This window comes from Gordonia sp. NPDC003376 (assembly GCF_053589235.1).
Genome location: NZ_JBSFRM010000018.1, coordinates 14,348 through 36,717 on the forward strand (window position 1 = coordinate 14,348; position 22,370 = coordinate 36,717).

Below are 22,370 nucleotides of genomic sequence, written 5' to 3' on the forward strand. Positions count from 1 at the left end.
CGGTCAGAGTCCGAACCGGCTGCGCGCCACCATCTCCACGGTGATGACCGCCGCGACCGCGCTCACCGCGAGCAACGCGATCAACACGAACAACTGCATCGCCGCCGCGGCGGTCGTCGACGCGCCACCGAGCACCATGCCCACGAACGCGCCGGGGATCGTCACCAGTCCCACCGACCGGGTCTGATCCAGGCCCGGGATGAGCGCGGTGATCGCGGCCGGACGACAGATCTCCAGGCGCGCGTCCCGCGGGAGGAATCCCAACGACAGTGCTGCCTCCACTTCACCCTTCCGGGTACGCAGTTCGTCATGGGCCCGCTTGCCGGCCAGCGACGTGGTGTTCATCGCGCCGCCGAACATGATCCCGGCGGTCGGGATGATCACCAGACCGTTCGCCGGCAGGATCCCGATCAGCACGAGCACGACGACGAGCACCAGCGTCGGAGCCGCGACCGGCAACAGACAACGGAGAAACGCCACCGGCCGGGCACGCCGACCGGTGACCCGACCGGCCGACGTCCACGCCGCCACCGACGCCATCACCACGACGAACAGTGCCGACGCCCACAACCGGCCGATCACGAGTGCCAGGATCGCGGCGAGAGCAGCCAGCTGGACCACCGCGCGCAGGCACGCCACAGCTGTCGTCGTCGCCAATCCCGGCCCGCTCCATCGGTTCACCAGCACCGCCGCCACCGCGAGGACGGCGACGACCACCAGGAGTCCGGGGCCGATCGGGATCAGCGCGCCGTTCAGATTGGTCACCCGCACATCCTGTCGCCCGGCCGGTCGTCGGGCAATCGGCAGGCTTGGACATCGCTGAGGACGATCGTGGCGACGTCCCGCACCGCGGTTACTGTCGACGGATGCGTGCTCACCTGACAACGGCCGTCAGCCGCGCGGTGCGCAGGACGCGACCGGTGCGCATGCGCCTGACCCTGATCGCCACCGCTCTCGTCACGATCGCGCTCGCGATCGCCGCGGTGGTGATGGTCTTCGCCCTCCACCATGTGCTGGTGCGCAGCGCCGACGCCACCACCGCGGCCCGGGCGCAACAGATCGCCGACAATGTGCGGGACCGAGGCCTGTCGACCATCGACCGGTCGCTCCTGACGACCGGCCAGAACATCGCGGTGATCCAGGTCGTGGACGCAGACGGGCGCGTCGTCGTCACGAACGACCCACGGTATGTCGAGCCGCTGCTGCCGACGCTGCAACCGGGACAGCACCGCAGCGAACACGAGGCCGAGCAGGGCGACATGGATGACGACCTCCGTGTCAGCGCATTGGGTGTGTCGACCTCCGATGGTGTCCTCACGGTCGAGGTCGGGGCACGCAAGGAGCCGATCAACCGGACCGTCGGACTGGTCGCCGTGCTCTGCTGCATCGTCTTCCCGATCGTCGTGGTGGGAATGGCCTGGCTGACGTATGTGCTGGTGGGTCGAGCGCTGCGACCGGTTGATCGGATCCGTCATCGGGTCGACGAGATCTCCGGCGGCGACCTGACCGAACGCGTGCCGGTGCCGGCCACCGGAGACGAGATCGCCGCCCTCGCGGACACGATGAACGGGATGCTCGGGCGGATCGAGTCCGCCCGGCGCCGCCAGCTGCAGTTCGTCAACAACGCCTCACATGAACTGAACAGTCCGCTGACCACGCTCGTCGGGCTCCTCGACCTGTCGCGTGCCACCGATCAGCCGATCGACACGGCCACGGCGTCCGAGGTGATGCTGCCGGACGCACTGCGTCTGCAGCAGATGGTGGCCGACATGTTGTTGCTCGCCCGCGCCGACGAGAGCGGCGTGCCGCTGCGGCTCGACGACGTCGACCTCGACGAGATCGTGAGCGCCGAGGTGGCCCGGCTCGAGGCCGTCACCGACCTCGAGATCGACACGCGGATCGTCGCCACCCGGATCACCGGTGATGCCGAGAAGCTCACGCGCGCCCTGCGCAACATCGCCGACAACGCGGCCCGCTATGCGCGCGGGCGTCTGTCGATCACCATGGAGCGGATCGGCGACGCGCCGCCCCGGGGGGCCGGCACCGCTGTGGCCGGCACGGATGTGGACGGCTCGCCGATGGACGCCACGGATGTGGACACCGATCCGGCCGGAACGGTCACTGTCGTCGTCTCCGATGACGGACCCGGGATCCCCGACGAGGACAAGGATCGGATCACCGAGCGGTTCGTACGCCTGGACACCGCCCGGCAGCGCAGCGCGGGCGACTCGACCGGATCCGGCCTCGGGCTGGCCATCGTCGGCGAGATCATCCGGGCACACGGCGGTGAGCTGACGATCGGCGATTCGGAATCGGGGGGTGCGGCGATCGGGTTCACGCTCCCGGTGCACGGCTGGCCCGATCAGCCACCTCCGTCGGCGGCGAACTTGTAGCCGACCCCCCGGATGGTCTCGATGGTCTTGCAGCCGAACGGGGCGTCGATCCGGCGCCTCAGATAGCTGACGTAGACCTCGACGACGTTGTCGTCACCGCGATAGTGCGGGTCCCACACCGAGTCGAGGATCTCCGACTTGGACACCACCTCACCCTTGTGCTGCATGAGGTACTCGAGGAGGCTGAACTCCTTCGGGGTGAGCTTGAGCAGGGTGCCACCGCGGTGGGCGGTGTGTGCGGAGGGATCGAGGGTGAGATCACCCGCGGTGAGCACCGCCGGACGTTCGGGTGCACCGCGTCGCGCGAGGGCACGCAGACGCGCGATCAGCACGACGAACGAGAAGGGCTTGGTGAGGTAGTCGTCGGCGCCGAAGTCGAAGGCGTCGGCCTGGTCGTACTCCCCGTCCTTGGCCGTGAGCATCATGATCGGCGTCCACACGCGGGCACTGCGGAGCCTGCGCACCACCTCGTAGCCGTTGAGCCCGGGCATCATGATGTCGAGCACGATGACGTCGAAGCGTTCGATCGTGGCCTTCTCGAGGCCCCGCACGCCGTCGTGGACGACCTCGACCACCCAGCCCTCGGCCACCATCATCCGGCGCAGTGTCTCGGCCACGTGCCGATCATCGTCGACCACGAGGATGCGCATGCAACCCACTATGGACGATCCACCCGGGATTCCCGCGCACGACCCGTTCAGGTGACCTCAGCGTCCTCACAGCGGCCCCGGAGCACGGTGTAGGACGTGCGAAGTCATCCCCTGCGAATTGCCGTCGGAATCACCGGAATCCTCGTCGTCTGCATCGGTGCGATCACCTTCATGCTCGACGGCTCACCCACCGGGATCGACGACGCGGTGATGAGCTGGTTCGTCGCCCACCGCGGCGGTACCGCCACCACGATCATCACCCAGATCACCCTCGTGTTCGGTCCGGTCAGCGTGACGGCGTGGACCGCGATCGCGGCACTGGGGTTCTTCATCCGGGACCGGGTTCTGACCCGTGCCGTCGCGCTGATCGCCACGGTCGCCGTCGCGGGGGCACTCGGTGAGGTGGCCAAGCTGATCGTGTCCCGTCACCGGCCCCCGGCGCTCGATCAGCTCGGAGTGCTCGAGATGACCTACTCGTATCCGTCCGGACACGTCACCGGGACCACCGCCCTGGTCTGTGCGCTGGTGGTGCTCGTCACCGATCGGGCCCGGCGGTCGACGCGGATGGTCGCGTGGTTCCTGGCGACCGTGGTCGTCGTGGTCGCCGCGGGTACGCGTCTGTATCTCGGTGTGCACTGGGTCAGCGATGTGGTGGCCGGAGCGGCACTGGGGGTGGCGGTCGGCGTGACCGTCACGGAACTGAGCGTCGCGGTGCTGGCCAGGTTCGGTCCGCATGAGCCGTCGGCGGCGCGGAAGTTGTTGCCGGGTGCCGCACCCGGACCGGACGCCGCCCGCCATCGCGCGGTGTTGCGCTGATCGGGGGGGCAGCAGATGAGCCCGTGTGGAGACGACCGTACCGCCGCCGTCGGCACCCCGGTGTGGACGGCGTTGCGGGCCAACAAGGTCCCCGAGATCACCATCTTCTTCTGGATCATCAAGATCCTCGCCACCACGGTCGGTGAGACCGCGGCCGACTATCTGAACATGACCTTGGGTGCGGGGCTGCGCACCACCACCATCGTGACCCTCGTGCTGGCCGTGATCGCGCTGATCGCCCAGTTCTCGGTGCGGCGCTACATCCCTGTCGTGTACTGGTGGACCGTCCTGGTCATCAGTGTGACCGGCACGCTCGTCACCGACACCCTCACCGATTCGTGGGGTGTTCCGCTCATCACCTCGACGACGGTGTTCGCCGTGGCGCTGATCCTCGTGTTCGCCGCGTGGTACCGGGTGGAGCGCACGTTGTCGATCCACTCGATCCGCACCGTGCCCCGTGAGGCCTTCTACTGGCTCGCGATCCTGGTGACCTTCGCGCTGGGCACCGCTGCGGGCGACCTGATCGCCGAACGGCTCGACCTGGGCTACCGGCTGTCGGCGGCGGTCTTCGCACTGGTGATCGTCGCGATCGCGGTGGCACACCGTTCATTCGGGCTGCCGGCGGTTGTCGCGTTCTGGGCCGCATACGTCGTGACCAGACCGCTGGGGGCCTCGCTCGGTGACCTTCTGACCCAGTCACGCACGGACGGGGGGCTGGGGTTCGGGACGACGGTGACCAATGTGGTGTTCCTGGCCGTGATGGTGGTGCTCGTTGCCTACCTCTCGGTCACCGGGGTCGACCGTACCGGGGGACGAACCGGAACGGAGGTGGGCGTCGGTGCGTGAGGACATGTTCGCCGGCCCGATCCACTCGGGGGCTGTCCTGGTGAGGCCCGGTCGGCTCCGGGTGGCGGTCATGGTCGCAGTGGGTGTGGCGGTGCTGTGCTTCGCCCTCTCGGCACTCGCCGCCCTGGACCGGGATGCCGCTGCCGACACCGTGCAGTGGAGGCATACCTCCGGTGTCCACGTCGATGACTGGATGCACGACTACGCGGGCTGGGCCTCGGCTCGCCATCATCACGATCGGCCCTGAGATCGCGAGCGGGGCGGAGCCGCCAACGCGCGGGGGCGCCCTCGATCCCGCGGACGACGGGCTGTCCCCTTAGGATGACGGCGACTACCCGAATCACCGTGTACGGAGCGTGGCCATGACCCTCATCGACGACGAAGCCCCGACGCTGCCCAACGGGCTCTCGGCGGCCGACGCCAGGGCCGAGGCGGCCCGGGCCTACGAGCTCGACCGTGCCCACGTCTTCCACTCGTGGTCGGCACAGGCCGAGCTGTCGCCGATGACGATCACCGCCTCGGCGGGATCGTATGTGTGGGACGGTGACGGAAAGCGGTTGCTGGACTTCTCCTCTCAGATGGTGAACACCAACATCGGCCATCAGCACCCCAAGGTGGTCGAGGCGATCGCGGCGCAGGCGGCCAAACTGTGCACCGTCGCCCCGCATCACGCCAACGACGCGCGGTCGGAGGCGGCGAGGCTGATCACCACCCACACCCCCGCCGGCCTGGACAAGGTGTTCTTCACCAACGGCGGCGCCGACGCCGTCGAACACGCGGTGCGGATGGCCAAACTGCACACCGGCCGGCCGAAGGTGCTGTCGCGGTACCGCTCCTACCACGGTGGCACCGACACCGCCGTGGCCCTCACCGGCGACCCGCGGCGCTGGGCGACCGACTCCGGTACCCGCGGCGTCGTCCACTTCTTTGGGCCGTTCCTGTACCGTTCGCAGTTCCATGCCGAGACGCAGCAGCAGGAGTGCGAGCGCGCACTCGCGCACCTCGAGCAGGTCGTCGCCATGGAGGGTCCGGGCACGATCGCGGCGATCATCCTGGAGTCGGTGCCCGGTACCGCCGGGATCATGGTCCCGCCGCCCGGATATCTCACCGGGGTGCGGGAGATCTGTGATCGCCACGGCATCGTGTTCATCGCCGACGAGGTGATGGCCGGTTTCGGCCGCACCGGGCGGTGGTTCGCGTTCGAACACGGCGACGTCACCCCGGATCTGATCACCTTCGCCAAGGGTGTCAACTCCGGATACGTCCCACTTGGCGGCGTGGTGATCAACACCGCGATCGCCGAGACCTTCGCCCACCGCCCTTATCCCGGCGGACTGACCTACTCCGGTCATCCGCTCGCGACCGCGGCAGCGGTGGCCACCATCCGCGCGATGGAGGACGAGCAGATCGTCGAGAACGCGGCCACGATCGGTGCCGAGGTGATCGGCCCCGGCCTGCACGAACTCGCCGATCGGCATCCCAGTGTCGGCGAGGTGCGTGGTGTCGGTGTGTTCTGGGCGGTCGAGCTGGTCGCCGATCGCGCGACGCGTGAACCACTGGCGCCCTACGGTTCGAGCAGCCCGGCGATGAACGAGACCATCGCAGCCTGCAAGGCGGCCGGGTTGTTGCCGTTCGCCAACTACAACCGGATCCATGTCGTCCCGCCGTGTACCGTCACCGCCGACGAGGCGCGGGCCGGGCTGGAGATCCTCGACCGGGCACTCGACGTCGCCGACCGGCACGTCACCGCGGAGCGGTGACCGTCACCCCGAGAACGAGCGGGACCGGGGCCACCCTCCCGTGGGGCCCTAGCGCAGATCCACCGTCGCAGAACATCGTCCGAAGATCCGCCGCCCATCGTGCGTGGCGGTGATGCTCAGCTCGGCCCTCCCGCTCTCGGGGTCGCGATGTCTGACCTTCGCGCCGAATCTCAGCGTCGCCCGCTCGGTCGCGCGGAGGTAGACCGGACTGGTGAAACGAGCGCGGTACTCTCGCACCGACGCCGGGTCGCCGACGAGTGTCCCGAGATAGGCGCCGCCGAGCGCCATCGTCAGCATCGCCTGGGCAACGACGGTCTCGAGCCCGGCGAGCCGGGCGAGGTGCTCGCTGAAGTGCACTGGGTTCGGGTCTGCCGAGACGCCCGAGTAGAGCACGAGATCGGTGCGCGAGATCTCGAAGGTGTGCTCGGGCAAGAACATTCCGCGTTCCCACTGGTCGGCGCAGGTGGTCGCCGGGCCGGGTGGCCGGAAGTCGCCGGGTTCACGGAGGGCGTCCGGATCGGGGCCGATGCGGACGGTCTCGGGCATGTCCGGCACGACCGCCATCACCTGATGGGCCGCCCGCACGATATCGGGGTCGACGGCACCGCCGCTGCGCCCGAGCAGTGAGGTCCACATCGATTGCACGACCTCGCCGTCGGCGCGGACGAACTGGTTCTCGATCACGATGACGTCGGCACGCTCGGACGGGCGATAGGACTCCACCCACGACACCCGCCAGAGTCGGTCACCGACGTAGACCGGTCGGTGGTAGATGTGCCGCTCCTCGACGTGTAGCAGCTGCGAAAGGTCGTATCCGCCCGGCAGATCGGCGAGGAGGTCGGCTTGTTCCATGGGTCCCGCGATGGCCGCCGCGTACGTCAGTGGCGCCTGCAGGGCGCGATGTCCGGCCGCGTGGGCGGCCGCCTCCCGGTGGTGGAGCGGATTCCAGTCGTGGACCACGCGGGCGAAGGTGCGGACCTCTTCTCGTCCCACGGTGTGATGGTCCTTGGACATCCGGCGGACGCACCGGGGATCGTCGGATGACGTCGACGGTTGCGAACGCATCGGCGGCCTCCTGGTCATCCGACTGCGATGACGATCCGGGCCCCTGTGGCCGGTTGCCGGGCCTCGGCTCAGGATAGGTGCAGGTCAGTGGCCTGGATGCCGGATTCGGGAACCCGAGGCGTCGGAGTCGCGTCGCAGCCGTGCACGGACTGCATCGATCGCGAATCCCACCGCGTACTCGAACTCGGCGGGACCGTCGAACCGAGCGATGAACGGTGCGGCCTCGGCGACCGCAGGGAATCCTGAATCAGCCAGGGCCGCAGTTCTTCTCGCGACATCTGCGGCGAGGGTGGAGCCGAAGGTCGGGCCGGCCTCGACCTCACGCAACAGCGCACCGATCACCGCCGCCAGCAGGGCGCGCAGGATGTGGACGGACTCCTCGGCGGGACAACCCGCGTCGCGCAGGGTGGCGAGCACCAGTTGCACCGGTGCCAGACCCTCGACCGAGTCGAGTTGACGCGTCAGCACCAGCGCCGCCGCGTGTGGATGCGCGAGCGCCGCTGCACGGAAGGCGTGCGCAACCGCGGTGAGGTCGGTGGTGAGGTCGCCGGTGACCTGCGGCAGCTCGACGGACCCGAGGACATGTTCGGCAACGGCGTCGAGCAGTCCGTCGAGGCCGTGCACGTGGTTGTAGAGGCTCTTCGGGTCCACCCCGAGTGCACGCGCGATCGACCGCATGCTCACCGCCGATACGCCGTCGCGGTCGACCGCGGCGAGGGTCGCGGTGACGATCGCCGTACGGGTGAGCCCCGACTCGCCCTTGGGGGGTCGGCCACGGCGTGGTCCCGAGGTGGTGGTCACGCCGGACAATTCTGCCCGATGGTGTTGCCTCGGTCATCAGGTCGGCGCTAGTCTGTGACCCATATTACCCACAGTGTGGGTATTTAGGTCACGGCCCGCTCACGACGATCACAGGAGACCCATGCGATCACGATTCACCCTGCCGCCCGAAGACGTGCTGCGCGCGCGGGAGAAGCTGGTCCTCGATCACTTCCACGACGAGGTGGCCCAGGACTGGGACGCGACGCTGTCGACGTTCCCGCATCCGCACTACGAGCTGATCGCCCAGATGCTGGTGCACGACGGCGACTCGGACGTCCGCGGCTACTACCAGGACACCCGCGTGGCCTTCCCCGATCAGGACCACGAACTGATCGCGTTCCGGCACAGCGTGGATGCGGTGATCGTCGAGTTCTGGCTGCTCGGCACCCAGAAGGGGTACCTCGGCAAGATCCCGCCCACCGGGTCGCGGCATCGGACGCGGATGACCGCGTACTTCATCTTCGACGAGAACGAGAACCTCGTCACCGAACGGATCTACTTCGACCAGCTGACCATCGTCAAGCAGCTGCTCGGTGGGATCGACAAGCGCGGACCGCGCGGACTCCTCGCGTTGGGCAGGGCGGTGGTGGGAGTGCTCAGAACCGCGGGCGGTCAACCCGATCCGCGGCTGATGACCACCACTCCCCCGGATCTCGACGGCAACTGACCGCGCCGGACCCGGTGAACGCGAGCGGGCCCCGACCTCGCAGGAGATCGGGGCCCGAGTCGTCGGGTCAGGTGATCAGGACACCCCGGCGTGGGCGTTGCTGTCCGACCACGCGGGATTGCCCTCGATCGCCTTGATGATCTGCGGACGCAGCTCCGAGGCGGCGATCACGGCGTCCACCGATCCGACCTCCACGGCGCGGCGGATGCTGTGCACCCCGTCGAACTCCGCGGCGATCTCGCTGATCTTCTCCGCGCGCACCGACTGCCTGGTCTCGGCGAGCTCGGCGGCGATCGCCGAGCGGTCGCCGCCGGACGAGGCGGCCAGGGTGGTCTCCAGTTCGCGTACCCGCTGATCCGCGGCCACCCGCTTGGCGACCTCACCGGCGAACACGACTGCGGCGGCGGGGGCGCCACCGAGCACCGACGCGAACGAGCCGTCGATCGCCAGCACGGTCATGTTCGGGTTGAGCGCCTTGGAGAACACCACGAACGCACCACCGTGGTAGCGCGAGATCACGCAGAACACGATCGGCCCACGGAAGTTGACGATCGCACGACCGATCTCGGCGCCGTACTCCAGCTGCAGCTTGCGCATCGACTCCGGCGAGCCGTCGAAGCCCGACAGGTTGGCCAGCACCACCAGCGGACGGTTGCCGCTGGCGACGTTGATCGCCCGGGCCGCCTTCTTCGACGACTGCGGGAACAGCGTGCCCGCGGTGTAGGCGTCCGGTCCGTCGGTCGGCTTGTAGCCGCGGCGGGCGACCTCGCGGGACTCGATGCCCAGCAGGCACACCGGCACCCCGCCGAGGTGGACGTCGCAGACGACGGCGGTCTCGGCGTCGGCCATACCGGCCCAGCGCTCCAGGACGGGGTGGTCCTGGTCGGCGACCGCACGGATCACGGTGCGGATGTCGAACGGCTTCTTGCGGTCGGGGTTGTGCTCGACGGAGAAGATCTGTCCGATGGTGGCGAAGTCGCTGCCCGCCATCACGTGCGGGAAATCGGAGATGTCGCGTTCGACCGGGTCGGTGGTGTGGGCGCGGCGCGGGGTGCGCTCACCCGGAACCACATAGGTGTGGTCGTAGTGCGACATCAGCACGTCGCGGGCGGCCGCCAGGTTCGGCGCCCAGTACTGCGCCTGACCGTTCGGGCCCATCACACGGTCGTAGCCGCCGATACCGAAGTTGTCCTCGGCCGACACGCCACCGGAGAAGTCCAGGGACTGTTTACCGGTCAGCACCATCGCCGAATCCGGGGTCATCACCAGGATGCCCTTGGTGTGCATGAGCATCGTCGCCTCGGCGTTCCAGTACGGCTGGGCGCCCACGTTGATCCCCGCCACGACGATGTTGATCTCACCGCCGGCCTGGGTGAACTCGACGACACGCTTGAGCGCGCGGGCCACCCAGTCCATGTTCTCGGTGCCGGAGTCCATCGAGATCCGTGCACCCGAGGAGAGGGCGTACCACTCCAACGGCACCTGCATCGATTCGGCGAGGTCGAGGGCGGCGATGACGCGGGCACACTCCGGCTCCGAGAGCGCGCCCAGCGATTTGGTCGGGTCGCCGAGGAGCACGACGCGGGCGATGCCCTGCGAGTACTTGTCGGTGACCGTGGTGACCACACCGGCGACGATCGCGGCACTGTTGCCGCCCTTCGGGCGGTCGACCGGGACCAACCGCTGCTCGGCATCGAGGTCGTACTCGGCGAACTCACCGAGCAGCCCGGCCAGTTCGTAGGGGTACACGGTGTTGCGCTTGGCGGCACGCAGCACCTTCTGCCGGTAGGCGTCGACCGGCTCGATCGGGTCGTCGGTCGGCTCCTCGACGACGACATCGAAACTGCCGGTCGGATTGGCGGCGAAGCGAATCGAGACCTTGCTCAGCTCGTTGGTCTCGCTGTCGCGACGACGCGCGATCACCTGGACCTCCTCGAGGCCGACACCGGTGGCGGTGCCACGGATGTGTTCGGCCACCACGTCGAGGTTCTCCTCCGACAGGTCCATCGGCGGCCAGATGTAGAGCACGATCCGGTTGGTGTCGGCGTTGCGGTCGGCGAGCGGCTGTGCGCGGCGGATCGAGTCGACGCACGAGGCCAGGATGGTCTCCGCGGTCGGCAGGGTCAGGACCCGGCCGTCCTCGTCGCGCATCGCGCTCAGGTCACGCACCTGGGCGAACGCGATCAGGCGGTCGTCGGAGGGGTTGTCCTTGGCGACACAGCGGAACAGATACACCTCTTCGTCGTCGGACGACGGCAGTCGGGTGAGGTCGAACTTGCGCAGTCGTTCCATCTGCATCCGCTGCGCGATGTAGGGATGCAGGCCGCGGATCAGGCGCTCCTCGGCCAATCCGGTCGCGGTGGGCCGGAAGGTGAAGTGGTGATGCATGAACGCACCGTCGGCACCGGCGACGGTGATCGTCACCCGATGAACCGAGTAGGGCAGCACCGCGCCGGCGATGACCTCGCCGAGGGCTGCGGCCATCGCATCGAAATCGTCCGGCTGGTCCTCCCAGCTCAGGTAGATGTCGGCATCGATGGATGCGGTCCCGCGGGCGAGCTGGCCGAGCTCGCCGAGGGCGGCGCCCAGCCCGTCGAACTGCACCGCCGAGGAGACGAGATGGTTGCCGTCGCGCTCGGCGATCACGAACGTGGCCCCGGCGGGCTTCTCGATGCGGACCGAGGTGAGGCCCTTGTTGCCGTAGTAGCGGCGGGTCAGCACCTCGAGCATCACCGTGGGGTCGGCGTTCTCGCGCTGCATCCGCTGCACCAGGACCCGCACCAGCGGTTCGGTGCTGCTGACCATCTCGGAGATCCGCTCGTTGCGATCCGAGGCATCGGGATTGGCGTCGAGGTACCGCAGGTGCTCGCGCACGTCGCGGTAGACGCGGGCACGGTTGCGACGCAGCAGCGGCTGGCCGTACCAGGCGTAGATCACGCCACGCGTCAGGTCGGCGATCACCGGGAAGCGCACCTGGGTGGCCGCCACCAGACGGTCGAGTGCGTTGCCGACACTGTCCTGCAGTTCGTCGCGGGGGGTGGGCTCGTGCAGCCACTCGCGCAGCAGGGTCCCGATGACGGTGACCGACTGTGTCGGGTTCTGCAGCGCCAGGAAGATACGGAAGACCGCCGCCTCCAGTTCGGGGCTGCGCTCCAGGTCGTGCACGCCGTAATGCGCCAGCGCCCGCCCCAGCTGCGCGTGGAAGGTGGCCGGCAGGCCGTCGCGCTCCACGTCGAGACTCTGCAGGTAGGTGTGGAAACCCTCGCGTGAGGAGTGCACGTGCTCGTCGCCGAGGTTCTCCTCCGACGGCCGGTTCTTGCTCAGGTCGGCCAGATCGGCGAACACCGTGATCAGCTCGAGCTCGTCGGCCAGCGGACGACGACCGCCCTCGATCACCGAGGCACGGGCGGTCAGATAGTCGTTGAGCAGCCGGGTGCGGTCGTGCGGATCGACGTCGTAGCCGAGCAGCAGGCTGCGCAGATCCTCCAGGCCGCGGCTGGTGCGGTCCTCCGCGGACACGTCGACCGGGGCGTCGGGCAACTCGATCTCGACCGCTTCGGTGACCTCGGGGGTCTCGTCCTCGGCGTCGTCGACGATCGGTTCCAGACGCAGCAGCGGGGCGCCCGTCTCGACCTGGGTACCCACGGAGACCACGCATTCCTTGAGTCGCGCGCGGAACGGCGCACGGACCAGGGTCTCCATCTTCATCGACTCCAGGACCAGGACCGGGGCCCCGGCCTCGACCTCGTCGCCGACCGACAACGGGGTGGCCACGACCAGTGCGGGCGCCGGGGCACGCACCACGCCGCCCTCGTCGCGGCTGATGCGATGGGTCACGCCGTCGACGTCGACCAGGTGGATCGGGCCGTGGGTGCCGGTCACCAGGCGATAGCGGACGCCGTTGAGGACCATCTGGGAGGTGTGGGTGTCGAACCGCTCGATGTCGACGTCGGCGGTGCGGGTGAGTTCACCGGCCTCGATCCCGACGCGGAAGCGGTGCGCACCGATGCGGGCCACGCGGACGCGGTAGCCCACCCCGCGCAGCTTGAGATCGAGCGGGCGGCCGCTGTCGTGCTGGACCTGCGGGCGGCCACCGGCGGCGGTGGACAGCAGGCGGTGACGCTCGACGCCCTCTTCTTCCTCGTAGGTCTCGATCGCGGCGGCGGCGAGCGCCACCGCCGAGTGGCGGTTGGCGACAAGCCGCCCCTCTTCGCGGACCCGGTCGATCCAGCCCGTGTCGGCGCTGCCGTCGATCACCTCGGGCTGGTTGAGCAGTTCGAGCACGAAGCTCTTGTTGGTCGAGCCGCCTTCGATGATGACGCGGGTCTCGGCCATCGCGCGGCGCAGCCGGCCCAGTGCCTCGTCACGGTCGCGGCCGTAGGCGATGACCTTGGCGATCATCGAGTCGAAGTCGGCGGGGATCGTGTCACCCTCGCTGACACCGGTGTCGACGCGGATACCGGGACCCGCGGGCAGCTCGAGCCGCTCGATCCGGCCGGGGGCCGGCGCGAAGTCACGGTCGGGGTCCTCGGCGTTGAGCCGGGCCTCGATGGCATGACCGCGCTCGGCGGGTGCCTCACCGGTGAGCTTCTCGCCCCCGGCGACGCGCAGCTGGGCGCGGACCAGATCGAAGCCGGTGGTGATCTCGGTGATCGGGTGCTCCACCTGCAGGCGGGTGTTGACCTCGAGGAAGGCGAACAGTCGCTCACCGGGGTGGTACAGGAACTCGACGGTCGCCGCACCGCAGTAGCCGACGGCCACCGCGAGACGCTCGGCCGAGGTCTTGAGCTCGGTGACCTGTTCGGCCCCGAGCACCGGCGACGCCGACTCCTCGATGATCTTCTGGTTCCGACGCTGCACCGAGCAGTCGCGGACGCCGAGGGCCCAGGCGGTGCCCTGCCCGTCGGCGATCACCTGCACCTCGACGTGGCGGGCACCGGTGACCAGACGCTCCAGGAACACCACACCGCTACCGAAGGCGCGGGCGGCCTCGTCTCGGGTCCGGTCGAAGGCGTCGCGCAGATCGTCGTCGCTGGTGATCACCCGGATACCGCGGCCACCACCGCCGGCGGTCGCCTTGAGCATCAGCGGGTAGCCGACCTGCGCGGCGGAGGCGAGCGCGTCGTCGATGGTGTCGACCGGACCGCGGCTCCACGGCGCGACGGGGACGCCGACCTCCTCGGCGATCAGCTTGGCACCGATCTTGTCGCCGAGCTTGCGCATCGCCTCGGCCGACGGTCCGACGAAGGTCACACCGATGCGGTCACACAACTCGGCGAATGCGGGATCCTCGGCGACGAAGCCCCAACCGACCCACGCCGCGTCGGCGCCGGTCTCGAGCAGGGCGTGCTCGAGGATCTCCAGGTTCAGGTAGGGGCGTGCGGCCGCCGGACCCAAGTCGTAGGCGACGTCGGCCTCACGCACGAACGTCGCATTGCGGTCCACATCGGTGTGCAGCGCGATGACCTCGATGGGCTGTCCGGTCTCCGCGGACAACGCCCGAACGGCGTGGATGAGTCGCATGGCGGCCTCACCGCGGTTCACGATGGCAATACGTGCAAACACCACCGATATCCCTCCTTCGTCTCCCGCCCGGGTTCGGCCGCGCGACGGTCGCGGTGCGATCCGACGGGGGCGTCGGGTCACATTTCGGCAGGTCCCGGTCGGCAGACCGGGACATCAGTGGGCAGGCCCGATCGATTCTTGCGAATTGTTTCGCTACGCGCGAGTACGGATCCGACGCGCCGCGTGTGGCGCGCGGCACAGACTCCGGCATTCCCGGCCCCTACCCGGGAGTAGCCCCGTGGGGCCGGGACGGCGGATCGGACCGGGGTCAGCCGCGACGCCACACCGCGTCGAACGGGACGTTCGACGCCAGGCGCCCGACGATGCCGTCATGGGTGAACTGCTTGGCGGTACGGGCGGCGTCCAGGACCCCGGCACCCTTGGTGAGTTCGGCGGTGGTCGCCGCGGCGAAGGTACAGCCGGCCCCCGACACACGCTCCTCGCCCACCTTCGGTGCCCTGAGCACGGTCACCTCGCCACCGTGACAGACGACGTCGACGGCGTCGGGTCCGGCCAGGCCGACCCCGCCCTTGACGATGACGAATTCCGGTCCGAGGTCGGCGATCCGCCTGGCGGCCTCGGCGAGATCGTCGACGCTCGACAGGGTCTCCATCCCGGCCAGGGTGGCGGCCTCGAACAGGTTCGGGGTCACCACGGTCGCGAGCGGCAGGATGCGGGAGCGGAGGGCGTTGTCGGTGTCGAGGGCGGCCCCGGGCTCCTGGCCCTTGCAGATCAGCACCGGGTCGACCACCACGTGACGCCACTCGCGGGCGCCGAGCGCATCGGCGACCACCTCGATCGTCTCGGGGGTGCCGAGCATGCCGACCTTGACCACCTCGGGATCGTGGGCGGTGGTGGCGGCCTCGATCTGGTCGGCGATCACCGACCCGTCGATCGGGACGAACCGGTGACCCCACCCGTCGTTCGGGTCGAAGGACACCACGCAGGTGAGCGTGCCCACCCCGTAGGTGCCCAGTTGCGCGAAGGTGCGCAGATCCGCCTGGATCCCGGCGCCACCGGTCGACTCCGAACCGGCGATCACATACGACACGTCTGCCATGGCCTCACTTCTCCTCGATCGAATGCCGTCCCAGATTTTCCGACAGTGCGTCGTGGGCCGTCGAGGCGGGTGTCGTGACCTGCGTCGCACCTGCTTGCCAGGAGGTGGTGTCGGCGGCCATCCGCGCGCACGTGGGACGTTCTGACGGACTAACGTTGCCCACGATCCAACACCGACATCGGGAGGCTTTTCATGACACAGCTCGGAGTGGTCGGCGGCGGCACCATGGGTGCCGGCATCGCCGAGATCGCCATCCGTGCGGGCGACGACGTGCTGGTGCTCGAGCGAGACCAGGCCGCGGCCGACGGTGCTCGTGCCCGCATCGAGAAGTCGCTGGGCCGTGGCGTCAGCCGCGGCAAGATCTCCGAAGACGATGCGCAGCAGGCGCTCTCGCGCCTGACCCTGACCACCTCGATCGGCGACTTCGCCGATCGAGAACTCGTCATCGAGGCGCTGCCGGAGATCGAGTCGCTCAAGGTGGGGTTCTTCGCCGAGCTGGACAAGGTGACCTCGCCCGATGCGATCCTGGCCACCAACACCTCGTCGATCCCGATCATCCGGATCGCCAAGGACGTCGCCGACCCGAGTCGTGTGGTGGGTGTGCACTTCTTCAACCCGGTACCGGTGATGCCCCTGGTGGAGATCATCTCCAGCCTGGCCAGCTCGCCGACCGCGATCGAGAAGGTCACCGAGTACGCCCGCGATCACCTCGGCAAGCGCACCATCGCCGCCGGCGACCGCGGCGGGTTCGTGGTGAACGCCCTGCTGATCCCCTACCTGGTCAGCGCGATCCGCATGTACGAGAGCGGCTACGCCTCCAAGGAGGACATCGACGCCGGCATGGTCAACGGCTGCGCCCATCCGATGGGCCCGCTCACCCTCAGCGACACCGTCGGCCTCGACGTCGTGCTCGATGTGGCGGAGTCGCTCTACCAGGAGTTCCGCGAGCCGCACCTGGCCCCGCCGCCGCTGTTGCAGCGCATGGTGGAGGCCGGCTACCTCGGTAAGAAGAGCGGCAAGGGGTTCTACGACTACTCGAACTGAGTCCGGGGACGCGGAAGCAGGTGACCGCGCCCGAGACACGATGCCCGGCCGGTGATGTACCGGCCGGGCATCGGCGTCCGTGCGGTCGATCGACCGGGCGGGATCAGGTGAGGCCGGGATCAGCTCCGGGTCGACCCGACGGGCAACCCGGGCGCCGTCGGTCAGTCGTCTGGATCTCGGTCAGTGGTCGGGATCTCGGTCAGTCGTCGGGATCCTGGCCGTCGACCTCTTCGCGGACACGACGCCCCCACCGTTCGTGGGCCGCCTGTCGGGAGGTCCCGGCGGCCTGGGCGATCGCGGCCCAGGTGACCTCTCCGCGGCGCAGCACGACGACCGTGTCGATCGGGTCGAGTCCGGCGGCCAGTTCGATGCGTAGGCGGACCAGTTGGGTGGCCAGGGCCTTCGCATCGGCGTGGACGTCGGGCTGATTCGGCACGGCTCCCGGTCCGGCATCGGCATCCGGGGCGGTGTGGGCTCCCGGGTCGGGATCGGCTCCGGTCAGCTCGGCGGCCTGGCGGGCGGCCTCGGTCGAGGCGGCGGCGATCACCGCCGACACCGCCGGGGCGATGTCGACGATCAACCCGGTGCCGAGATAGTCCGGCGTGAACGGCGCGACCATGCCTGTCAAGCTACGCTTGACAGGCTGGCCTGGCAAGACCCGCGCCGGAATCCCACCGAGGAGCGCACTGTGCTCCCCCGGACGTGATACGAGATACTGGATGACGCCGGGGCAACACGGACCACGGCGACATGTAGGCGACGTCGGGCAACACGGACCGCGACGTCGCGTGACGATTACGAGGCGAAGGCGGAACATGACCCAGGAAAAGCCGACCATCATCTACACACTCACCGACGAGGCGCCGATGCTGGCGACGCACGCATTCCTGCCGGTCATTCGCACTTTCGCCGATGCCGCCGACATCAATGTCGCGACCAGTGACATCTCGGTGGCCTCTCGTATCCTCGCCGAGTTCCCCGAGCGCCTGACCGACGACCAGAAGGTTCCGGACAACCTGGCCGAGCTCGGCCGGCTGACCCAGGATCCCGACACCAACATCATCAAGCTGCCGAACATCAGCGCATCGGTGCCCCAGCTGCTCGCCGCCATCAAGGAACTCCAGGGCAAGGGATTCGACATCCCCGATTTCCCGGACAATCCGAAGACCGAGGCCGAGCAGGCGATTCGCACCCGGTACACCAAGTGTCTCGGCAGTGCGGTGAACCCCGTTCTGCGCGAAGGAAACTCCGATCGCCGCGCCCCCAAGGCGGTCAAGGAGTACGCGCGCAAGCACCCGCACAGCATGGGCACGTGGTCGATGGCCTCGCGCACCCATGTCGCGCATATGCGTGAGGGCGACTTCTATCACGGCGAGAAGTCGCTGACGGTCAAGGGCGATCGCAAGATCAGGATGGAACTGATCACCAATGCCGGCGAGACCGTGGTGCTCAAGCCCGAGGTGTCGCTGACCGACGGCGACGTCATCGACAGCATGTTCATGAGCAAGAACGCGCTCATCGAGTTCTACGAGGAGCAGATGGAGGACGCCTACAAGACCGGGGTCATGTTCTCCCTGCACGTCAAGGCCACCATGATGCGGGTGAGCCACCCGATCGTCTTCGGCCACGCGGTGCGCACCTTTTACAAGGAAGCCTTCGCCAAGCACGGCGAGCTCTTCGACGAGCTGGGCGTCAACGTCAACAACGGTCTGTCCGACCTGTACGCCAAGATCGAGACCCTGCCCGCGTCCAAGCGCGAGGAGATCGTCGACGACCTCCACAAGTGTCACGAGCACCGTCCCGAGCTGGCGATGGTCGACTCGGCCCGCGGCATCTCGAACTTCCACTCGCCCAGCGACGTGATCGTCGACGCCTCGATGCCGGCCATGATCCGCGCCGGCGGCAAGATGTACGGCGCCGACGGACGTCCCAAGGACACCAAGGCGGTCAACCCGGAGTCCACCTTCTCCCGCATCTACCAGGAGATGGTCAACTTCTGTAAGACCAACGGCGCGTTCGACCCCACCACGATGGGCACCGTGCCCAACGTCGGCCTGATGGCACAGAAGGCCGAGGAGTACGGCTCGCACGACAAGACCTTCGAGGTACCGGCGGCGGGTGTCGCCAACATCACCGACATCGCCACCGGCGAGGTGCTGCTGACCCAGAACGTCGAAGAGGGCGACATCTGGCGTCTGTGCATCGTCAAGGACGCCCCCATCCGCGACTGGGTGAAGCTCGCCGTGACCCGCTCGCGCGAATCCGGTATGCCGGTGGTGTTCTGGCTCGATCCGTACCGCCCGCACGAGAACGAACTGATCGCCAAGGTCCACACCTACCTGAAGGATCACGACACCGACGGTCTGGACATCCAGATCATGTCGCAGGTCCGGGCCATCCGCTACACCATGGAGCGCCTGATCCGTGGCCTGGACACCATCTCGGCGACCGGCAACATCCTGCGCGACTACCTCACCGACCTGTTCCCGATCCTGGAGCTGGGCACCAGCGCCAAGATGCTCTCGATCGTGCCGCTGATGGCGGGCGGTGGCCTGTACGAGACCGGCGCCGGCGGCTCGGCCCCCAAGCACGTCAAGCAGCTCATCGAGGAGAACCACCTGCGCTGGGACTCGCTGGGTGAGTTCCTGGCGCTCGCGGTCAGCCTCGAGGATCTCGGCCGCAAGACCGACAACGCCAAGGCGCTCATCCTGGCGAAGACCCTCGACAGCGCGACCGGCAAGCTGCTGGAGAACAACAAGGGACCGTCGCGTAACACCGGCGAGCTCGACAACCGCGGCAGCCAGTTCTACCTGGCGATGTACTGGGCGCAGGCCCTCGCCGGGCAGACCGAGGACGCCGATCTCGCCGCGAAGTTCGCCCCGCTGGCCGCGACCCTCGCGGCCCAGGAGGCCGCCATCGTCGACGAGCTCAACAAGGTCCAGGGAGATCACGTCGACATCGGCGGGTACTACGCCCCCGACGCCGAGAAGCTCGCCGCCGTGATGCGCCCGAGTGCGACCTTCAACGAGGCGCTGGTCTCGGCGCTCGGCTGATCCCACCCGCGAGGCCGAACCGACGGGTCACGACCTGACGGAGCCGGTCGGCGAGATCCGCCCCATCGACGCCGGAACCGCCACGACCACGATGGTCGTGGCGGTTCCGGCGTTCGTGGCCGCTCATGGTGGCGATGCCGGCTCGGCGAATGGCCACGGCGTCAGCCCGACATCGAAGGTTCGGCGTCTGTTCATCTGGGGCCGTTAACGTTTCGGCTCGTGAACCGACATTCTCCCCGAATCGCCCTGGCCGCCGCGGCATGTGCGATCGCCGGCGCCCTCGGTCTGGTGGCGTCACCGGCCGCCGATGCCGCCCCGAACTGCGCCGCCGATCGTGCGCGCTACTGTGCAGCGGCCGCCGATTCGCTTCTCGACGTGCAGATCTCGGATCTGCACCCCACTCAGCCCTCCCTCGGATACGACGAGGTCTACGCCCGTCTGGGGCGTTGGACCTTCGGCCCCAACGCCGCCGAACTCAGATTCGACACCTGGTGCGAGACGAACGGACAGCGCGGCGTCTCGTCGTTCACCGCGGCCTCCCGGATCTCCGATCCCGCGAGCTTCACCTGTGAGGTCCCGCTCGGCTCGGAGACCGCCGCCGACACCGACGAGATGAAGACCGTCGTGATCGGCCCCGGTGGCCGGCTGTACCTCACCGACGGCCACCACACCCTGACCTCGTTCTGGGAGACCATCGGCGGCGGACCGTCCACCCATGTCCGCCTGCGTGTGGCCGGCAACCTCTCCGACCAGTCCCCCGCCCAGTTCTGGAAGACCATGCGGGACAAGAAGTGGACGTGGCTGAAGAACACCGCCGGCGCGTCGATCAGCCCGGCACAGCTGCCGAAGAGTCTGGGGCTCGGGCAGTTCGGCAACGACACCTACCGTGCCGCACTGTACTTCCTGGACGACGTGAGCTTCTCCAGCCCGGGCGGTACGCCGCCGTTCCAGGAGTTCTACTGGGGCGCATGGCTTCGTGACCGTAACGACGCCGGGGTGAATCCGGCCCGCTTCGACCTGCGAAACGCCGATTCGTACCAGCGCCTGCTCCGCAACATCGGCGACACGATGATCGCCGCGAGCAACGACGAGCAGATCGCCGGTGGATTCACCGCCTCGGAGCTGGGCAAGCGGAAGTCGTTCGACGAGAAGGAATTCGCGAAGCTGATCACACCGCTGACCGAATCGAGGCCGGGCAAGCTGACCGCGGCGATCGCCTACAAGAACAGCCTCGGGCTGCTTCCGCAGCTGGGGTCTGCGAGCTGACGCCGATCACCTGCGAACGCAACATCCTCGGTGGGCGCGAGGCGTCGCCGCCTCGCGCCCACGGGCCGTTCCCGGGCACGACGACTCGGTGAAACCCGGACCTGGGCGAGCGCGGTCGGCGACCGCGGCAGGAAGCGTCGGGATGGTCGGTTACCGGGGCCCGACCATCCTCGTGCGCCCGATGCACGCCCGGGGTGAGGGAACCCTTCGCGCACACCGGCCGCCGGGACGGTTCGGCACCTGGATTGCCGATCGGTCGGTCCGGCCTCACCGTCACCCGACCGGCAGCCACTTCGGCGGCGGCGGGATGACCGGCGTCCGCGCCCTCGGTGTGCCGACCGACCGCCGTCCCGCCGGCGCAGGCCTGACGTCACCGATTCGGGTGCACCACCCGCCACCGATGCGCAGGCGGGCCTCGAGTACGCCCCGCGTCCCGACCGCGGCCGGACCGGACGCGGGCGATCGGCTGCTGAGCACGCCCGAGGGCCCACTCGGTCCGCGCCACCCCGAATGTCGCGCACCGCAACAGGCCGTCGATCGTCACGTCGGCGATCGTCACGTCGGCGCCGACGCCTACGGGATCGGCGCCTCCGGGATCGGCGCACCACCGATGTGATCACTCGGCGTCGCCGTCACCTTGCGGACTCCCGGCGATTAATGACTAGACTCAGAAATGAGTACGATCATCGACCGTCGCAGGAGGGAGATCAGGTGACCCCCACGTCCACACCGTCACCCGGTCGTCGGGTGCGCAACATGCGCGACAAACGCGAGCGGATCTTCCGCGCGGCCGCCGACCTCTTCGCCCAGCAGGGCTTCGAGGCCGTGTCGACCAGCCAGGTGGCCGACCGCGCCGACGTCGCCGCCGGCACCGTGTTCCGGTACGCGTCGTCGAAGAGCGAGCTGCTGCTGATGGTGCTCAACGGCGACTTCCGGGCGGCCATCGATGCCGGGGTCGCGGCCGCGGCCGGCATCCCGGACACCACCGAGGCGATCCTCGCGATGATCGGTCCGGTGGTCACCTATGTCGATTCCGACCCTGGGAACGGATGCAGTTACCAGCGGGAACTGCTGTTCGGGGTGTCCGGCGACCGCTACCGCGAGGAGGGCCTGGCCTTGGTCGGCGACCTCGAGGGGCACATCGCACAACGACTCGTCGACGACGCGGGCACGCGGGGGCTCGTGCCCGACCCCGATCGCGCACTGCTGACCGCGCGGATGATCTTCGGCGTCACGAATCTGGCGATCGCCCGGCACTCCACCCACACCTACCCCGACCGCGACACCCTCGCCGATGTCCGGACCCAGATCTCGGTGGCCGTCGCCGGTCACCTGGCCGTTCTCGACGCCGCCTGAGCACATC

At 68.7% G+C, this 22,370-nt stretch carries 18 protein-coding genes; 11 read left to right on the top strand and 7 right to left on the bottom strand.

The genetic code is table 11. The annotated features are described in order from the left end of the window. Positions 1-3: 3 nt before the first annotated feature. A complete protein-coding gene (locus tag ACWDUA_RS17445; protein ID WP_053776838.1) occupies positions 4-765 on the bottom strand; it encodes an ABC transporter permease in 762 nt (253 codons plus the stop codon). Positions 766-866: 101 nt separating this feature from the next. On the opposite strand from ACWDUA_RS17445, the gene ACWDUA_RS17450 reads away from it, so the two are divergent. Continuing rightward, entirely contained in the window at positions 867-2,393 is a 1,527-nt protein-coding gene (locus tag ACWDUA_RS17450; RefSeq protein ID WP_449752264.1) for an ATP-binding protein, read from the top strand. On the opposite strand, the gene ACWDUA_RS17455 is transcribed toward ACWDUA_RS17450, so the two are convergent. Continuing rightward, positions 2,363-3,043: a response regulator transcription factor gene (locus tag ACWDUA_RS17455; RefSeq protein ID WP_053776798.1), complete on the bottom strand. Its 681-nt coding sequence runs from the start codon at positions 3,041-3,043 to the stop codon at positions 2,363-2,365. The genes ACWDUA_RS17450 and ACWDUA_RS17455 overlap by 31 nt on opposite strands. Positions 3,044-3,139: 96 nt before the next feature. On the opposite strand from ACWDUA_RS17455, the gene ACWDUA_RS17460 reads away from it, so the two are divergent. The 4 genes from ACWDUA_RS17460 (at position 3,140) to ACWDUA_RS17475 (ending at position 6,465) form a co-directional block, all read left to right on the top strand. After that, positions 3,140-3,859 carry a phosphatase PAP2 family protein gene (locus tag ACWDUA_RS17460; RefSeq protein WP_449752265.1) on the top strand — a complete coding sequence of 240 codons (720 nt, stop codon included), beginning with the start codon at positions 3,140-3,142 and terminating at the stop codon, positions 3,857-3,859. A 15-nt stretch (positions 3,860-3,874) separates the two neighbouring features. After that, on the top strand, positions 3,875-4,705 hold the full coding sequence (locus ACWDUA_RS17465; protein ID WP_449752266.1) for a COG4705 family protein: 831 nt from the start codon (positions 3,875-3,877) through the stop codon (positions 4,703-4,705). Beyond that, a complete protein-coding gene (locus tag ACWDUA_RS17470; RefSeq protein ID WP_449752267.1) occupies positions 4,698-4,952 on the top strand; it encodes a hypothetical protein in 255 nt (84 codons plus the stop codon). Before ACWDUA_RS17465 ends, ACWDUA_RS17470 begins: the two co-directional genes overlap by 8 nt. 115 nt (positions 4,953-5,067) lie before the next feature. Continuing rightward, complete coding sequence (locus ACWDUA_RS17475) at positions 5,068-6,465, top strand: aminotransferase class III-fold pyridoxal phosphate-dependent enzyme (RefSeq protein WP_449752268.1); 1,398 nt, start codon at positions 5,068-5,070, stop codon at positions 6,463-6,465. 48 nt (positions 6,466-6,513) lie between these two features. Here ACWDUA_RS17475 and ACWDUA_RS17480 read toward each other — a convergent pair whose 3' ends face one another. After that, the gene (locus ACWDUA_RS17480; RefSeq protein WP_449752269.1) at positions 6,514-7,530 is read right to left on the bottom strand and encodes an FAS1-like dehydratase domain-containing protein; all 1,017 of its coding nucleotides are present in this window, start codon (positions 7,528-7,530) and stop codon (positions 6,514-6,516) included. Positions 7,531-7,614: 84 nt separating this feature from the next. Next, positions 7,615-8,331 carry a TetR/AcrR family transcriptional regulator gene (locus ACWDUA_RS17485; RefSeq protein ID WP_449752270.1) on the bottom strand — a complete coding sequence of 239 codons (717 nt, stop codon included), beginning with the start codon at positions 8,329-8,331 and terminating at the stop codon, positions 7,615-7,617. A 121-nt stretch (positions 8,332-8,452) separates the two neighbouring features. Between ACWDUA_RS17485 and ACWDUA_RS17490 the strand changes: the two genes are divergently transcribed. Continuing rightward, positions 8,453-9,019, top strand: a complete 567-nt coding sequence (locus ACWDUA_RS17490; RefSeq protein ID WP_449752271.1) for an ester cyclase — start codon at positions 8,453-8,455, stop codon at positions 9,017-9,019. Between the two features lie 75 nt (positions 9,020-9,094). Here ACWDUA_RS17490 and ACWDUA_RS17495 read toward each other — a convergent pair whose 3' ends face one another. Beyond that, positions 9,095-14,584, bottom strand: a complete 5,490-nt coding sequence (locus ACWDUA_RS17495; RefSeq protein WP_449752341.1) for an ATP-binding protein — start codon at positions 14,582-14,584, stop codon at positions 9,095-9,097. 268 nt (positions 14,585-14,852) lie between these two features. Then, positions 14,853-15,644 (bottom strand): hydroxymethylpyrimidine/phosphomethylpyrimidine kinase, encoded by a 792-nt coding sequence (locus ACWDUA_RS17500; RefSeq protein WP_449752272.1) that lies wholly within the window; start codon positions 15,642-15,644, stop codon positions 14,853-14,855. A 192-nt stretch (positions 15,645-15,836) separates the two neighbouring features. Here ACWDUA_RS17500 and ACWDUA_RS17505 point away from each other — a divergent pair, with 192 nt between their 5' ends. Next, positions 15,837-16,688 (top strand): 3-hydroxybutyryl-CoA dehydrogenase, encoded by an 852-nt coding sequence (locus ACWDUA_RS17505; RefSeq protein ID WP_449752273.1) that lies wholly within the window; start codon positions 15,837-15,839, stop codon positions 16,686-16,688. Between the two features lie 199 nt (positions 16,689-16,887). Here the strand turns inward: ACWDUA_RS17505 and ACWDUA_RS17510 are convergent, their stop codons facing one another. Beyond that, positions 16,888-17,307 (bottom strand): hypothetical protein, encoded by a 420-nt coding sequence (locus ACWDUA_RS17510; RefSeq protein ID WP_449752274.1) that lies wholly within the window; start codon positions 17,305-17,307, stop codon positions 16,888-16,890. Positions 17,308-17,503: 196 nt separating this feature from the next. On the opposite strand from ACWDUA_RS17510, the gene ACWDUA_RS17515 reads away from it, so the two are divergent. The 4 genes from ACWDUA_RS17515 (at position 17,504) to ACWDUA_RS17530 (ending at position 22,363) form a co-directional block, all read left to right on the top strand. Continuing rightward, the gene (locus ACWDUA_RS17515; RefSeq protein WP_449752275.1) at positions 17,504-19,741 is read left to right on the top strand and encodes an NADP-dependent isocitrate dehydrogenase; all 2,238 of its coding nucleotides are present in this window, start codon (positions 17,504-17,506) and stop codon (positions 19,739-19,741) included. 219 nt (positions 19,742-19,960) lie between these two features. After that, entirely contained in the window at positions 19,961-21,007 is a 1,047-nt protein-coding gene (locus ACWDUA_RS17520) for a ParB/Srx family N-terminal domain-containing protein (protein ID WP_449752276.1), read from the top strand. 142 nt (positions 21,008-21,149) lie between these two features. Next, positions 21,150-21,623: a hypothetical protein gene (locus ACWDUA_RS17525; protein WP_449752277.1), complete on the top strand. Its 474-nt coding sequence runs from the start codon at positions 21,150-21,152 to the stop codon at positions 21,621-21,623. Between the two features lie 95 nt (positions 21,624-21,718). Then, entirely contained in the window at positions 21,719-22,363 is a 645-nt protein-coding gene (locus ACWDUA_RS17530; RefSeq protein ID WP_449752278.1) for a TetR/AcrR family transcriptional regulator, read from the top strand. The last annotated feature ends 7 nt before the right edge of the window (positions 22,364-22,370 follow it).

Bases quoted from the DNA above. Each gene is read 5' to 3' on its own strand.
- ACWDUA_RS17515 (WP_449752275.1), top strand. From the start codon at position 17,504: ATGACCCAGGAAAAGCCGACCATCATCTACACACTCACCGACGAGGCG.
- ACWDUA_RS17480 (WP_449752269.1), bottom strand. From the start codon at position 7,530: ATGCGTTCGCAACCGTCGACGTCATCCGACGATCCCCGGTGCGTCCGC.
- ACWDUA_RS17450 (WP_449752264.1), top strand. From the start codon at position 867: ATGCGTGCTCACCTGACAACGGCCGTCAGCCGCGCGGTGCGCAGGACG.
- ACWDUA_RS17505 (WP_449752273.1), top strand. From the start codon at position 15,837: ATGACACAGCTCGGAGTGGTCGGCGGCGGCACCATGGGTGCCGGCATC.
- ACWDUA_RS17455 (WP_053776798.1), bottom strand. From the start codon at position 3,043: ATGCGCATCCTCGTGGTCGACGATGATCGGCACGTGGCCGAGACACTG.
- ACWDUA_RS17475 (WP_449752268.1), top strand. From the start codon at position 5,068: ATGACCCTCATCGACGACGAAGCCCCGACGCTGCCCAACGGGCTCTCG.
- ACWDUA_RS17465 (WP_449752266.1), top strand. From the start codon at position 3,875: ATGAGCCCGTGTGGAGACGACCGTACCGCCGCCGTCGGCACCCCGGTG.
- ACWDUA_RS17525 (WP_449752277.1), top strand. From the start codon at position 21,150: ATGGTCGGTTACCGGGGCCCGACCATCCTCGTGCGCCCGATGCACGCC.
- ACWDUA_RS17510 (WP_449752274.1), bottom strand. From the start codon at position 17,307: ATGGTCGCGCCGTTCACGCCGGACTATCTCGGCACCGGGTTGATCGTC.
- ACWDUA_RS17490 (WP_449752271.1), top strand. From the start codon at position 8,453: ATGCGATCACGATTCACCCTGCCGCCCGAAGACGTGCTGCGCGCGCGG.
- ACWDUA_RS17500 (WP_449752272.1), bottom strand. From the start codon at position 15,644: ATGGCAGACGTGTCGTATGTGATCGCCGGTTCGGAGTCGACCGGTGGC.